The 12,498-nt window shown below is 52.4% G+C and carries 19 protein-coding genes; all 19 read right to left on the minus strand.

All coding sequences use genetic code 11. The features are described 5' to 3' along the window. Positions 1–18: 18 nt before the first annotated feature. The 19 genes from AAIE04_RS19880 to AAIE04_RS19970 all read right to left on the minus strand — a co-directional run bounded on the left by AAIE04_RS19880 (position 19) and on the right by AAIE04_RS19970 (position 12,378). Entirely contained in the window at positions 19–423 is a 405-nt protein-coding gene (locus tag AAIE04_RS19880) for an HK97-gp10 family putative phage morphogenesis protein (RefSeq protein WP_197777123.1), read from the minus strand. Continuing rightward, positions 420–809, minus strand: a complete 390-nt coding sequence (locus tag AAIE04_RS19885; RefSeq protein WP_047574415.1) for a hypothetical protein — start codon at positions 807–809, stop codon at positions 420–422. The genes AAIE04_RS19880 and AAIE04_RS19885 overlap by 4 nt, the downstream gene beginning before the upstream one ends. Continuing rightward, positions 796–1,134 carry a phage head closure protein gene (locus AAIE04_RS19890; RefSeq protein ID WP_047574411.1) on the minus strand — a complete coding sequence of 113 codons (339 nt, stop codon included), beginning with the start codon at positions 1,132–1,134 and terminating at the stop codon, positions 796–798. Before AAIE04_RS19890 ends, AAIE04_RS19885 begins: the two co-directional genes overlap by 14 nt. Continuing rightward, complete coding sequence (locus AAIE04_RS19895; RefSeq protein WP_047574407.1) at positions 1,131–1,457, minus strand: head-tail connector protein; 327 nt, start codon at positions 1,455–1,457, stop codon at positions 1,131–1,133. The genes AAIE04_RS19890 and AAIE04_RS19895 overlap by 4 nt, the downstream gene beginning before the upstream one ends. A gap of 8 nt (positions 1,458–1,465) precedes the next feature. Next, positions 1,466–1,717: a DUF7210 family protein gene (locus AAIE04_RS19900; RefSeq protein ID WP_440481665.1), complete on the minus strand. Its 252-nt coding sequence runs from the start codon at positions 1,715–1,717 to the stop codon at positions 1,466–1,468. Positions 1,718–1,765: 48 nt separating this feature from the next. Beyond that, positions 1,766–2,986, minus strand: coding sequence for a phage major capsid protein (locus AAIE04_RS19905; RefSeq protein WP_106046318.1), 1,221 nt, complete (start codon positions 2,984–2,986; stop codon positions 1,766–1,768). A 15-nt stretch (positions 2,987–3,001) separates the two neighbouring features. After that, positions 3,002–3,853, minus strand: coding sequence for a head maturation protease, ClpP-related (locus AAIE04_RS19910; RefSeq protein ID WP_033655091.1), 852 nt, complete (start codon positions 3,851–3,853; stop codon positions 3,002–3,004). A gap of 12 nt (positions 3,854–3,865) precedes the next feature. Continuing rightward, on the minus strand, positions 3,866–5,170 hold the full coding sequence (locus tag AAIE04_RS19915) for a phage portal protein (RefSeq protein ID WP_147824156.1): 1,305 nt from the start codon (positions 5,168–5,170) through the stop codon (positions 3,866–3,868). After that, positions 5,170–6,915, minus strand: a complete 1,746-nt coding sequence (locus AAIE04_RS19920) for a terminase large subunit (RefSeq protein ID WP_498577573.1) — start codon at positions 6,913–6,915, stop codon at positions 5,170–5,172. Before AAIE04_RS19920 ends, AAIE04_RS19915 begins: the two co-directional genes overlap by 1 nt. Next, positions 6,866–7,333 carry a phage terminase small subunit P27 family gene (locus AAIE04_RS19925; RefSeq protein WP_047574388.1) on the minus strand — a complete coding sequence of 156 codons (468 nt, stop codon included), beginning with the start codon at positions 7,331–7,333 and terminating at the stop codon, positions 6,866–6,868. The genes AAIE04_RS19920 and AAIE04_RS19925 overlap by 50 nt, the downstream gene beginning before the upstream one ends. Positions 7,334–7,457: 124 nt before the next feature. Beyond that, a complete protein-coding gene (locus AAIE04_RS19930) occupies positions 7,458–7,787 on the minus strand; it encodes an HNH endonuclease (protein ID WP_443013825.1) in 330 nt (109 codons plus the stop codon). A gap of 122 nt (positions 7,788–7,909) precedes the next feature. Next, entirely contained in the window at positions 7,910–8,113 is a 204-nt protein-coding gene (locus AAIE04_RS19935) for a hypothetical protein (protein ID WP_110621455.1), read from the minus strand. Positions 8,114–8,175: 62 nt separating this feature from the next. Then, positions 8,176–8,355 (minus strand): Rz1-like lysis system protein LysC, encoded by a 180-nt coding sequence (gene lysC / locus AAIE04_RS19940; protein WP_146042032.1) that lies wholly within the window; start codon positions 8,353–8,355, stop codon positions 8,176–8,178. Next, positions 8,309–8,728 (minus strand): DUF2570 family protein, encoded by a 420-nt coding sequence (locus AAIE04_RS19945; RefSeq protein ID WP_498577574.1) that lies wholly within the window; start codon positions 8,726–8,728, stop codon positions 8,309–8,311. The genes lysC and AAIE04_RS19945 overlap by 47 nt, the downstream gene beginning before the upstream one ends. Next, positions 8,725–9,351 carry a glycoside hydrolase family 19 protein gene (locus AAIE04_RS19950; RefSeq protein ID WP_498577575.1) on the minus strand — a complete coding sequence of 209 codons (627 nt, stop codon included), beginning with the start codon at positions 9,349–9,351 and terminating at the stop codon, positions 8,725–8,727. The genes AAIE04_RS19945 and AAIE04_RS19950 overlap by 4 nt, the downstream gene beginning before the upstream one ends. A gap of 4 nt (positions 9,352–9,355) precedes the next feature. Next, complete coding sequence (locus AAIE04_RS19955) at positions 9,356–9,634, minus strand: phage holin family protein (protein WP_033655083.1); 279 nt, start codon at positions 9,632–9,634, stop codon at positions 9,356–9,358. Then, positions 9,624–10,010, minus strand: a complete 387-nt coding sequence (locus AAIE04_RS19960) for a putative holin (protein WP_033655082.1) — start codon at positions 10,008–10,010, stop codon at positions 9,624–9,626. Before AAIE04_RS19960 ends, AAIE04_RS19955 begins: the two co-directional genes overlap by 11 nt. Before the next feature lie 641 nt (positions 10,011–10,651). After that, positions 10,652–11,947, minus strand: a complete 1,296-nt coding sequence (locus tag AAIE04_RS19965; protein WP_122016202.1) for a DUF6575 domain-containing protein — start codon at positions 11,945–11,947, stop codon at positions 10,652–10,654. Then, complete coding sequence (locus AAIE04_RS19970) at positions 11,944–12,378, minus strand: hypothetical protein (RefSeq protein WP_122137178.1); 435 nt, start codon at positions 12,376–12,378, stop codon at positions 11,944–11,946. Before AAIE04_RS19970 ends, AAIE04_RS19965 begins: the two co-directional genes overlap by 4 nt. Positions 12,379–12,498 lie beyond the last annotated feature (120 nt).

The following is a 12,498-nucleotide window of genomic DNA, read 5'->3' on the forward strand; positions in this document are numbered from 1 at the left end:
TGATTGTGGCAGCGGTCGCTACCGGTTTTCGATGCCGTAGCGGAGTTCTGCCGCCAGGATGCGTAATACGCGGGTTTTGTTGTAATCCAGCGCCGGGCGGATAAACGGTACGGCAACCTGCTTAACCGTGCCGAATTCCTGCGCCAGCGCCTTCATGTGATGCTTCTTGCTCGGGCCGACCTTGAATGTCATTACCGTCAAATAACGGGGATCGTTCATGCGGCTCGTACTGCGGATTTTTATGTCGTCCCGCATGTGCGGCCCGGTGCTGCTCTCATCAAAACCGGCATGCTGTTTCATGTCTTCCAGCACCGGCTCCAGCGCCGCTCGCCCGGCATCTCGCAATACCTTAACCGCTTCATCCCCCATCGCCTTTAGCTGACGCTCCAGAGAATCCAGGCCCGTAACGTTTATGCTGATCATGTGGCGTCCTCCGGATAACAGATGACGTAATCACGCACAAGCCGGTACTGAACGCTGTTGTTGGTGAGTGTGGTTGCCCCTTGTTGCATCGTGCCGCGTGTCACCGTCTGAACGGGCCAGCGGCCAATATGCCCATGCTGAATGCTCTCCCAGGCGGCGCAGATAGCCTTATCCAATTCAATGAGGCGCGCGTAATCGCCGATGACATAAAGCGCGACCTGAAAACGCCCCTGAATCAGTGCCGTGCTGGCTAGCCCGGTATCAACTTTCGGGTTGCTGACCTTCTGATACGTCACGCCTTCCTGTTCCGGGTCAGGCAGCAACAGCGGATACGCTGGCAGGCTCGTTAGTGCCTCCAGTGCCGCTTTGATTTCATACTCGATCATGACGAATATCAGCCTCCGCCGTAATTAACAGCCGATCTCGCTGCGAACGATCTGGCGCACGAACGGTAAAAGTTCGCTGCTGAAAAACCACCTGCCAATCAACGGTAATTTCATCCCGTGGCCGTAGCGTGAACAGCATGGTTTCCACCACCTGCCCCTGTTCACCCGTGCGAATTTTTCGGTTGGAGATCGGCTCCGCATCGGCCCAAACCTCAGCGACGAACTCAAAGGATTTGACCGGTGCGCCGGTCTGCTTATCGCGAAGTGTAACGGGACGTAGAAGCTTGATGCGAAACTCCAGCGAACCTGCGCGTAATGATTTCATAAGCCGTAAATCCGATAGGGTTGGAGTAAAGACTCAACAGCCAGCGGCAATTTAGATGCCGACGCGCCAACAATCGCAGCCTCGCGGTTCGCGTACCAATGCCCGATACAAAGCAGCATTGCCGTGCGCACATCATCATCCAGCAACAGGTGATCTTCGTCGGTATCGTATCCGGGGTCGGATTCGCTGGCGTAAAGGGTGCGGCGGGTATACATCTCAACATGTTTTTTCGCCGCACCGATATAGACACCGATTAGGGTGTCATCCGCACTGAAATCAGGTTCCAGGCGGCAATGCTCTTTCACCAATTCCAGTTCTAACATGGCTCACCTTACTTTTTGGATTTCTTGGCCGCTTCTGGCTGCTGCTCCTGCTGCTCCTGCTGCTCCTGCTGCTCCTGCTGCTCCTGCTGCTCCTGCTGCTCCTGCTGCTCCTGCTGCTCTGCAGGATCGTCATCACTCACCTGCTCGGCATAGCCTTTTTTGATCAGCTCGCGCCCGTGAAGCTCCTGCGTTTCGAACAACTCGCCGTCATTCACCACCCGGCTACCGAACAAGATCGGTACAAGTGCTTTAACTTTCATGGGTATCTCCTTGAAAGCGGCCCGAAGGCCGCTATGCGGTGCGGATAATTAACCGCCGGTTGGTGGGGTTGGCACAGTGAAAGCACCGGTAACAAACGCTTCAGGTCGTTTGACCGCCAGCGCCACACGCTCTTCGCAACGAATCGAGATCATGTTCTTCTCGAAGTCGTCGGCGTTCTCGGTACTGATCACAACGTTTGCCTCTTCACGGTCAAAGAGCTGTGCGCCCGCGCTGAAAGCACCGGTCAGGAATTTGCCCAGGAACGCCGAAGACTCCGTCGCGACAACAGGCAAGCCCCAGAGAGTCGGGCCGGTTAGCGCGGCTGGATTGGCGAGGATATAACGCCCCAGCGTATCCTTGATCAGCTCAATCTTGGCCCAGTCGATGAAGTGCAACACATGGCCGGTGGCAGGGAAACGTGCCAGTTGTGCCTGCAACATTGCTAAACGCAGATCGTCAATGCCGTTTTGCATAGCGACTTCAAACGCCGCCTTATACTTCGACGCCTGCGGCATGATGCCTTCCAGGTGTGCGCCAGTGCCGTCACCGAACAGAATTTCCTGCTCTTCGACATACTTCAGGCCGTAACGCATTTCTGCATCAACGGTCGATTGCAGCTGCGGAAAGTCATCCAGAATCTGCTTGGAGGCTTTGAACAGATGCGCCAACGTGCGAACCGGCGTGATTTTTTCAGCAAACTGGATATCGCTGTACGGCTTAGGCGTGTTTTCAGGCACGGCAGCAGCCTTGTTGGTGAAGCCGGTTTGTTGCACCCAATAAATCGTGTTGGAGCCGGTGGTGCCTGGTGCGATCAAGTCGCGAATAAACAGGCGTTGTTTCGGCGCGGTATCGATACCCGGCAGGCGTTGTGGGGCCACAATCTGCCCTGGAACATCGGTAGAGATCAGCGTCGCGTTAACCGGAATGCTCAGCCGTTGTGAGGCCTGAATACCGGATGCAAAGTCTTTCAGCGCTTCCGCAGAAATCACCTGCTGCCCGACCGATTGAACCACTTCAGCCGCGCGGTTCAATGGCATTTGCGCCACGTGCTGCTCCAGCTCACCCAGCGCGGCCTTCAGCGTTTTCTCTGCTGCCTTCATGGCGTTCAGTTCGGTCGCCATTTTATCTACGGCGTCCTTAGTCTCTGCGGACAACTCGCCTGATTTTTTCGCCTCTTTCAGGGCGTCCTCTGCCTTGGCGTTAAATTTGCTGGTTGCATCTTCGATAGATGCGGTGACTTTTTTCAGAATCTCATTAACTTCAGACATAATTTCTCCAAATAATTAGCACGCCGCGCACAGCCCGCTTAATGCGGCGTTCAGCTTGGCAAGGATTTCAGGGGATGGTTCGGTAGCGCTCGGCGTACCCGTAGGATCGGTAACAGCGCTCGGCGTGCTACCTGTTAAGGCTTTCAAAAGTTTTCGGCGTTCTGACCGAGGGGTATTAGCCTTGGCCAGTATGGAATCCAGCTTGCGCAATGCTGCCGCCGGTGAGTCTTCATCACTGCTTACCGCATCGGATGACAACAGGCTATCGGCCAGCCCTTTCTCGATGGCATCACTGCCGCCGATGTAGCTTTCGCCGTCCATCAACTGCTTGACGGTGTCGCTATCGAGTCCGGAGCGGGCGGAGTAAATATCCGCCATTGCGTTATCGAAAGGTTCGAGGTACTCAACCATTGCAGCAAAGTCATGACGATTACCGATCGCCACCACCCAGCAGTTATGGATCATCAGGAAAGCACCGCGGCCAATTTGAATCTCGTCACCGGCCATCGCAATGATTGAGGCTGCGCTTGCAGCCAGCCCCAACACTTTTACGGTTACTTTGCCCTGGTACTCTCGCAGCAGGTTGTAAATCGCCAGCCCCTCAAACATGTCCCCGCCCGGCGAGTTAATGTTTACGGTAACGTCAGCGCCATTCATTGAGCGCAGCGCACCGGCGATCCGTTTCGCTGTAACGCCTTCGCCCCAGTAATCCTGGCCGATAACGTCGAACACCGAGATAGAATTGTCGTCAGAGGCAGCGGCCTTTAGACCGCCATTCCATCTTTCGAGCGCCGAAGGCAGCGGCTCACAGGTAACGCCCGCGCAGGGACGCCCCGCCGGTGCGACCGGAAGTCGTTTTTTTGTCATGGGGGATTGCTCCTACGCCGCTTTTTTCAGCGGTGACTGGTCTTCAGGAATATCGGGGAAAAGATAATTATGCAGCCGGGTGATAGCGCCAGCCTGAGCGCCGAGATTGTTCTGTTTCAAGTCCTCAAGCGGGGTCAAGTTAAGCTGCACGGTATAGATTTCACCGCCAGGAATCGGCGGCAGGTTTTCAAGTCGGCGTACATCGTTGCGACTCATCCAGCCATTCTGCAGAGCGGTGGTGTAGTACGCCGCGCGGCCAACACTGTCGGCACGCAACAAACCTTCCACCGAGAACTCTGCAAAGTAATCTTCATCGCTATCGAGCAGGCAACGTGAGATTTCTTGCTCGATGTTCACCAGCAGTGGGCGTAGCGTGTTGGTCAGGAAAATCAGGTTCATCCCTTCAACACTCGATGCCCAGCTACTCTGCTTCGTCACATGCCCCACCATGAAAGGCGGCACCCGGAACCAGCGGCAAATTTCCTCAATGCTAAAGGCTCGGCTCTCCAACATCTGCGCGTCTTCAGGATTCATCGTGACATTCTGGTACGATAAATCCCCTTCCAGCACCATCATTTTACCGGCGTTTTTTGAACCGGCGAACGCGGCTAAGTATGTGCGCAGACGCTCTCGCTGCTCTTTATTCAGAGCAACTTTCGAACTGATGTATCCTGACGTTTGCAGACCGTTTTCAAAGATTTTTGCCGCCGACTCATCAACAGCCATCGCCGCCCCAAACACGTCACGGCCCGAACTCAGCGGCATCATGCCGCAGACACCATCCAGACCAAAGCCGCGAATGTGCATCATCCGGTCGACCGGTATCACGCGCTTTTTGCCATCCTCGGTGTAGGTGTACTGCAACTGCCCGGTATCCAGACGTTTAACCACCATGTTTTGAGGCAACAGCGGATTAAGCGCCACCAGCTTTCTGCCAATCATTTTTTTCTCAATGAAGGCGTTTCCCCGCAAACAGATGCTGGCCACCACCATCAACATGAACCTGGACGGCGTCATTTCGAGGTTAGGACGGCGGCACAACACCTGGTATGCCGGGTGATCCTGCGCCAGCTTACGAGAACCATCGGCCTCACGACGATAGACTTTCATCGGTAAAGTGGAAACCGATTCGCTGAGTAACCGAATGCAAGCCCATACAGCGGAAAGCTGCATAGCCTTGTCAGCAGTGACCACCTTGCCGCTGCTGCTGGTGCCGAACCATTCTTGCCAGAATGTCCCGGTAGTGAGACTGATAGGAACACCCAGCCAATTTAAAAGGGCGCTTTTAACGCGCCCAGGTTGCTTGTTTTTGCCCATCAGATACCTACCATGATCGGATCATCGAAAAAGCCATCAATATCGCCGTCATCCTCAACAACGCCGTCAGCAGCACCGACTGCCATCGCCAGCCCTACTACGCCATCTATGCGGCCATTACTGCGCCGTTTGCTGAATACCCGGTTACCGCTTTTATCTTCTTCAATAACCGCGTTTGCCGCGTTCCAGCGCAGACAAGGATTAAACAGGATGGTGATTTCTTTCTCGGTGATGAGTTGTTCGAGCAGCTCGATTGAATGCGGCATCCACAAGCCCGACTCCGCCGATTTTCCGAAGCCTTGCCCATGAGGAACCAACGGAACGGTCACCCCTTCATCCAGCAATTCAGGCTCGAGATAATCCATGTGATAGCGGTCGAAGGCGATCGACTGAATATCAAAGAGTGCTGCCAGCTCGGCGATTCGTTTAGAAACGAAGCCGTAATCGATAGCGCTGCCCTTTGGCGCATGCAGGTACTTTTCACGTACCCAGGAATCATACGGAACGCGGTCATTTCTGGCCCTGTCGTGCAGCGTGTCGCGCGGCGTCCAGAACTCCACCAGCGCCGTCTTAATACGCGGGAAATACAGCCCCAGCGCTGTCAGGTCACGCTTGCCGGACAAGTCCAGACCGCCAAAACACTCTTCCCCTTTCAGGCTTTCGATATCGAATGTTTTTTCACATGCCATCCAGATATCGCCACCGATCCACGGGTTTTCAGCATCCACCCATTCGCAGAAGTTAAGGCGTCTGACCAGGCTTTCTTTCGACGGCATGCCCCGCGCATCTTCCACCTGCTCGCGTAAATATTCTAGTTGGAACGTATGCCCCATTGAGGGGTTGGCTTTTGCCCAGCAGGACTCATCCTTGAAAGGATCGTCACCCTCATCCAAAGAGCAGATGAACGCAAAGAAGGCATCGTTAACTTTCTGACCGGCGGCGAGTTGTTTGCCGTACTGGTGGTACTCGTAGCAAACGCTGGTTTTATCGTGACCGCTGTTTGTGATCATGAAGATGAGCGCTTGCCTGCGGCCTTTTGTCCCGGCGCGCATCATCTCAACCACTTTGTTGTCTTTGTGCTCATGCACCTCATCAATGAGGCAACAGTGCGGACGCGGCCCTGATTGCCCATCATCAGAGCTGATCGGGCGGAAAAAAGAACCCGTTTGCAAAAATGCCAGGTTCCATTCTTTACCGGCCCCGCCGGAGGGATCGATACGTTGGGCCAGCGCCGGGGACTGGTTCACCATCGCCACCGCATCACGGAACAAGATCATCGCCTGGTCTTTTTTCGTGGCCGCTGCATAGACTTCAGCGCGCGGCTCTTTGTCTGCAACCAGACAGTAGAGGCCAATCCCAGCGGATAATGGCGACTTGCCGGAGCCTTTGCCTGATTCAATATATGCCGTTCTGAATCGACGCGTGCCGTTTGCTTTTTTCCAGCCAAACAGTGAGCCAACAACAAATGCCTGCCATCCAAGAAGGACGAAAGGCGCGCCTTCATGTTCACCACCGTTCAACTTCAGCACTTTGGCAAAGAAGTCAACCACGCGGCCAACAGCATCAACATCCCAATACAGCCCCCGGCTTTCACCTTCGGCTAAATCATTAAGGTGACGTTTGCAGGCGTTTCGGATATCAGGCCCGGCAATAATTCGACCTTCGGTAACATCCAGCGCATATTGCGTGGCTGGATCAGGTGCCGAAGAATTCGGCGAGCGGGTCTTCTTCTTTCTCTCCACCATTTACTTTCACCTTTGACCTGGCGGCAGGCGTCAGACCAAACTCCACCAAATAACTTTTGAAGCGTCGATCGGCGTCTGCCAGCATGGCAACCGCAGGGTTAGCCTTAATCAAAAAGCCCCCCTCCGTTTGAACGGTATACGTTCGGCCCTCGTCGGCGATCGTGTTGCGCAGTTGCAATATGTCGGCGTAAATATCGCAGAGCCGCTCAAGCGCAAAAGTATCGGCAACGGTCAGAACGCCCATGCCGTCCAGCAGCACAGTCATTTTTCCCCAGGCCGTTTTCCCCCAGTCCGTCAGGTGCGAAGGTGGGCTGGGAATTTCTCTCGCCGGTTGCGGCTCTTTATCATTAAGTTTACGTTTGCCCGGATTGCCGGTGACCACCTTGAGGTGGGACGGTTTCGGGCGTCGTCCTGCCATCGGAACCTCCCAGAAAAAAACTTTTCATTTCGCGGTTGTGCGCAAAAATGACAAGCGGCGGTCTTTAAGGGCGAGAGGGGTGAACTCTTACCCCGCCCCTCCCCACCGCGTTCAAACGCCGCTGTCAGCGGTTCCAGTGCGACGCTGGGTCGAGTGGCAGGCCGTCGGGCGAGCACCCTATTACCTTGCCGGTCTTCTCCATACGTTGCTTTGTGGAGTCGTGGTGTGGCTTACATAATCCCTGCCAGTTCTTGCGACTCCAGAACAGGTGCTGAGCCGTCTTCATTTCCTCGGGCGTCTTCGCTTCTTTCATGCGGTGCGGCACGATGTGATCCACCACCGTTGCTGGCTCAATACGGCCCATCTGCTGACACATGGCACACAGAGGATTCTCCCGCAGGAACACAAGCCGTTCGGCTTGCCATTTGCTGCCGTAGGGTTTCTTGATGCTCATATGGAACTTCCTGCTAGTTAGTTGGATATAACCCCGACGATGTAGCAAACCACCTTGTGGGTATTCAGATCGTTTATTCTGTCAAAGGCACTCGACGAATGCCTTTTTCAGAATTTTATAAATTAGGCCAACTGCAAAACGCCGTGCTCTTCCGACTCCGAGTAGGCGATCAGGCCGCTGTACTCCGGCACGTGCTTACCATCATCCGCCTCGAACGCATCAATAAGCCCATGCGTAATGGTGTATGACGGCTGACCGTCTTCAGCCGCGAACCGTGCCAGCTCTTTGATTTGCTCTTGAGTCAGCACAATCTTGCTGACCTCCATCTCTTCCATGCGGCGGCGCTTCTCTTCTAAATAGCGCTTACGGCGCTCGTAAAACTGCTTGCTCATTGCTCTCTCCCGGCGCTCTGCGCCCACTTGATCAACGCCTCCATGCGTGAGGCGCACACCTTCATTTCGCCTTGTTTGACGTGCAGCGCTGTCACTGCATCACCGAACGTTGTGCCGGTGAACGGCGCGTCATCGCACTGTTGCAGCAGCACCGCTGGCGGCAGGATGTAAATCATCTGCGTGCTCTGCGGCTTTGGCCTGTCCGCGCAGGATGTCGAGAGCAGCACTAGGCAGAGGCTTGTTGCTACAGCCGCTCGCGTCCAGAGCCTCGCGCAACGCTTTGTTTTCTGCATCAGCCTTCCCTCTCAGTTTCCGCTCTTTTTCCAACTGCGCGGCGCTCGCTTGCCTGTCAGCATCTGATGCCTGTTTCATCGCCACCAGCGCCGCGTCTTTGGTGTTTAACTTTTCCACCAGCGCGCCGTTATTCCTTTTGGATTTATCCAGGTCATCGCGCAGAGAAAGCGTGTAGAGCACCAGCACTGCGGCCAGCAGCGCCACCAGCAGAGGCCACGCTTTGATAATTACATCCCACCACCAGCGCCAGCTCATAACAGCACCTTGCAAGCACGTTCGAAGCGTTCGCTCCTGTCCTGCAGGCCGTTTGTCCCGCCGTTAATGCGCCGCGTGGTCAACTCAACATCACCAGCGTTGCGACCACAGTCGTTAGCTTTCCAGTACCAGCCAGCCGAACGCATTCCGTTCAGGTCTTGTTCCAGCAGTTCTGGATGACCAACCAGGTCAAGCTTCAGCGCCGGGCCGCAAGCCATGTAGTTTTTCAGGCCGGTCGTTTGCATAGGCCCGCGTCCGCGATACTTCCAACCATCCCCGCTGGCGCTGTTACCCATTCGCCCGCCGTAGACCAGATTGGCAATAGCTTCCTGCTTGGCTGGCTGCTGGGCTGTACGCCCCAACATCCGGCACTGATAGTCAGTCAACCGCTTGGCTTTCGATTTAGGGCCGAATGTAGCGATCAAGCCATCAACGCTGTAGTTGAATGATTCGACCTTGGCCGTGAAGCCGTTCGACTCATGGCCGATTTGAGCGATAAACATCGCCTGCTCTAACGGCTTGTTGATGCCGAATTCTGCAAACGTTACGAGCAGGTGCGGATACCAGCGCGCAGCTAACCCGGCGCTGATACCTGCCGCCCGTTGAAAGTCGTTTTGTGTCATAGGTCTATCTCAAGAAAGGTTTAGCCAGGTGCATGACATTCCCGCGTGCCGCCAGCACCGTGACGCAAAACGCGATATTGATGAATGTCTCCGACCAATCGGCACAAACGTACTCACCGGTCAGGATGCGGATTGGTACGGACGCCGCCGCGATAATGAGGAAATATGCCGCCCATGCGGCTAATGGCCGATGAGTGCCACCAGCCCTGCGAAATGTCATCAGACGCAACGCGATAGCCGTGCAGGCCACCGCATTCACAATCAAGATAATTTCACTGGCCATCACCACTACCTCCCCGCAGCCGCTTAAACCACTGCCCCGGATTTTCCGACTGCTTGCTGATGTACATGAAGATGCGAACCGCCACAGCAGCAGCAACTACAGCACCCAGCGGCCTTTCTGCGTGAATAGCGTCCGGGGTCAGGTAGTTGATGGCGTCAGTGACGAACCCAGCCGCCAGCGTGCCAATCATGAACGATGCCAGGAACGACGCCAGACGATGCCAGATTGAAAGATCAGCTGCCGACAGGACATAAATCACAGCACCAGCGAAAGCACCGATGATTACGCCCGTATCTGCTCCCGCCACCAGCCCAGCAATAGTGATACCGCCAATCATGTAAGTCCCTGCGGCGGTACTGGTTACCGGTTCGGACATGAGTTATCTCCTGTGTTAGCTCAGCCGATGCCGGGCGTTAGATGCAAAAAGCCCCAGCAAATGCCGGGGCCACTAAGTTGTATTGGTAACTTTGGTCAGGCCACGATCACTTCAACCAGGTGCAAGTTCTTAATGAGTTTTGTCTTAAAATGAGGATGAGTTTCCCCAGACACTTGCCCTCACTTCGGAATAGTCCTAAGTTGAAATTGTCATATAGAGTTATCAATATCTAATATGTGTCTTGTAACATTTGATACACCAGAATGGCTTCTCTAGCCCGCACACGCGGGCACCTTCACCAGAGTAGCCCTGGCGAGTAGAAGCAACATCGAACCGACAGAGTTCGCAGCAGTACCAACACATTTACCGGGGATTAAGATATGAAAAATGAATTAGCAGCAGCTGTCGCTATAGGCAGCGTCATTCTGTTTACCTTACTGGTTGGTTCGCCATCCATAGTGGTTCACTGATGCCCTAACGAATTTCATTCAGGGTATTTTCACAAACATTAAGGCGAAGCCCCATCACCCCGCTGCCGACACAACCCCTCAGTTGGGACACCGGTTAATGTTGGATGAGGCTTCGCTTTAATTTATCAAAAAAAAAGGCCACCAGAGGGTAGCCTTGTGATCGATAAAAAATTAAAACTCTTGGTAAACTGGTTGAAAAGCATCACACCACTGCCGTAAGGTCGATGCACGACGCTTAATGGTGGTGGTACTAAGGGATAAGCATTTTTCCATTAGGAACTCTTCTGCTGTCTCAGCTTTGACCCCTTTGAGGTTTTTCGCATTGCTCCACATAATCCAAGCCCAGCCACAGTGGCTCGCTTCAAAACTTCTTGCCGCTATTTTAAGTTTTGACTCTACAGAAGACTCTGCGAGCTGTTGCCCTAAAGCGGCAATGGAGCCATTAGCATTCAAGAAGCCAAGTATTTTTGCAGCATGAATGTAATAGAAAATATGGCGTTCATCTAGTCCAGTAGATTCCAAGTTCAGGTATTTATCTTTATGTTTTAGCTCTACAATTTTAAATACCTGATCAATAATATTGGCCTGTGGGACTTGATAGCCGCCGACAAACTCGCTTGCAAGCTTAGCCAATCCATTGATGTAAATTAATGCATTAGGCTTGCTGAGAGAGAAAATCAACTCACCAGTACTATTGCTTTTCAGCTCCATTGTTGTACTTGTTTCAATTACACTTTGAAACAGTGCTTCAATCATCTGCACGTCTATATTATTTTTTTTAATGTAGGGAATGATATCCCTTTTGTACAGAATGAGGTCATTAAGACCTTTCAAAAGCGGTTCGAAATGCTCAAGCTTTTCAGCCTGAAATGAGAGTGCGAACGACCCAGGCCTTCCAGATATGGGGGTCATCGCATCCTTTTCACCGACAGCTTCTAATATAGAATTATATAAATCATTAAATTTCTCGAAAACTTTAGAAACACCATTTAGCATCAAAGGCACTTGGCTATTTTTAGCGCTCTTCTCGATATGAATCTCATGGGTCGAAAACTGCACTTCCGCGCCCAACTTACCAGTATCAAGGACTGGTGTTACCCCACTGATGAATAGTCCAGGCCTTGGAAGCTTTATCGCTGCCGCAATATCTTGAGATTCTCTTGTTATATATTCCGGCTCTTCAGAGTCATCATACGGAATATTCACTTGATAATAAGAGCGCTGTTCTTGATAAGACAATACCGCATGAATGTCTATTCTCTTCCGCTCTAGATGCTCCAGTCTGCCTTTGGATATTGGGATTATAAACCATTTATCATAGTCATCATCATCACCTATCCAATAGACAACAAAAAGCCCTCCAACTTCATTGGATACTGAAAAAAACCTAGGCTCTTCGAAAAACTCATATATGTTCTTGAAAAACAAAGAGCCAAATTGTGTGTCGGACAAGAATAAGTTACTCATTTATTCAGCCCCCGAGTACATGCAAAAACCTCATGTATCTGAGAATTCAATTTTAACCACAAAGTATGATGAAATGGGTCGGAAAAGGTTTTCATCATTTTTCCATTTTCAGCACATACAGTGCCTTTAGCGACGTATCTCTGCCCAGTCCCTTCCGGAAACTTATCAAATGCATTTACAACTGCACTTTCCTCGGTATAAACAGAAACACCGTAACAACATTTAAGTTTCAACCCGCTGAATTTTTTCAGTCTATTAGGTTTCTCTTTATACATACTCAAAAAGCAACCCTGCTGCGGAGGGTTACTCTTCACGATACGAAAGAACTCACCTTCTGCGTCCTTTGCTTCTTTGGGCGGAACGTTTTCAGGAAAATAATTCGGGTACTCATTATTAGCCTGATTAACTTCTTCTTGTTTTTTGTCTGTCATATTCTTTGCTCTTCAAACTATTCAAACTGCCAAGTTCAACGTGAGCTAAAATTACCGTCCGTTGGCATCGCAACTGAATATAGCAGACACTTAATAGTCAAGACATACTGTAAATTAAAA

Source organism: Serratia sp. Ae19-1 (assembly GCF_059801225.1).

What these genes read in the sequence shown, in the direction of transcription:
- AAIE04_RS19880 (WP_197777123.1), bottom strand. Translation starts at nt 423, where the DNA reads ATGATCAGCATAAACGTTACGGGCCTGGATTCTCTGGAGCGTCAGCTA.
- AAIE04_RS19885 (WP_047574415.1), bottom strand. Translation starts at nt 809, where the DNA reads ATGATCGAGTATGAAATCAAAGCGGCACTGGAGGCACTAACGAGCCTG.
- AAIE04_RS19890 (WP_047574411.1), bottom strand. Translation starts at nt 1,134, where the DNA reads ATGAAATCATTACGCGCAGGTTCGCTGGAGTTTCGCATCAAGCTTCTA.
- AAIE04_RS19895 (WP_047574407.1), bottom strand. Translation starts at nt 1,457, where the DNA reads ATGTTAGAACTGGAATTGGTGAAAGAGCATTGCCGCCTGGAACCTGAT.
- AAIE04_RS19900 (WP_440481665.1), bottom strand. Translation starts at nt 1,717, where the DNA reads ATGAAAGTTAAAGCACTTGTACCGATCTTGTTCGGTAGCCGGGTGGTG.
- AAIE04_RS19905 (WP_106046318.1), bottom strand. Translation starts at nt 2,986, where the DNA reads ATGTCTGAAGTTAATGAGATTCTGAAAAAAGTCACCGCATCTATCGAA.
- AAIE04_RS19910 (WP_033655091.1), bottom strand. Translation starts at nt 3,853, where the DNA reads ATGACAAAAAAACGACTTCCGGTCGCACCGGCGGGGCGTCCCTGCGCG.
- AAIE04_RS19915 (WP_147824156.1), bottom strand. Translation starts at nt 5,170, where the DNA reads ATGGGCAAAAACAAGCAACCTGGGCGCGTTAAAAGCGCCCTTTTAAAT.
- AAIE04_RS19920 (WP_498577573.1), bottom strand. Translation starts at nt 6,915, where the DNA reads ATGGTGGAGAGAAAGAAGAAGACCCGCTCGCCGAATTCTTCGGCACCT.
- AAIE04_RS19925 (WP_047574388.1), bottom strand. Translation starts at nt 7,333, where the DNA reads ATGGCAGGACGACGCCCGAAACCGTCCCACCTCAAGGTGGTCACCGGC.
- AAIE04_RS19930 (WP_443013825.1), bottom strand. Translation starts at nt 7,787, where the DNA reads ATGAGCATCAAGAAACCCTACGGCAGCAAATGGCAAGCCGAACGGCTT.
- AAIE04_RS19935 (WP_110621455.1), bottom strand. Translation starts at nt 8,113, where the DNA reads ATGGAGGTCAGCAAGATTGTGCTGACTCAAGAGCAAATCAAAGAGCTG.
- lysC (WP_146042032.1), bottom strand. Translation starts at nt 8,355, where the DNA reads ATGATTTACATCCTGCCGCCAGCGGTGCTGCTGCAACAGTGCGATGAC.
- AAIE04_RS19945 (WP_498577574.1), bottom strand. Translation starts at nt 8,728, where the DNA reads ATGAGCTGGCGCTGGTGGTGGGATGTAATTATCAAAGCGTGGCCTCTG.
- AAIE04_RS19950 (WP_498577575.1), bottom strand. Translation starts at nt 9,351, where the DNA reads ATGACACAAAACGACTTTCAACGGGCGGCAGGTATCAGCGCCGGGTTA.
- AAIE04_RS19955 (WP_033655083.1), bottom strand. Translation starts at nt 9,634, where the DNA reads ATGGCCAGTGAAATTATCTTGATTGTGAATGCGGTGGCCTGCACGGCT.
- AAIE04_RS19960 (WP_033655082.1), bottom strand. Translation starts at nt 10,010, where the DNA reads ATGTCCGAACCGGTAACCAGTACCGCCGCAGGGACTTACATGATTGGC.
- AAIE04_RS19965 (WP_122016202.1), bottom strand. Translation starts at nt 11,947, where the DNA reads ATGAGTAACTTATTCTTGTCCGACACACAATTTGGCTCTTTGTTTTTC.
- AAIE04_RS19970 (WP_122137178.1), bottom strand. Translation starts at nt 12,378, where the DNA reads ATGACAGACAAAAAACAAGAAGAAGTTAATCAGGCTAATAATGAGTAC.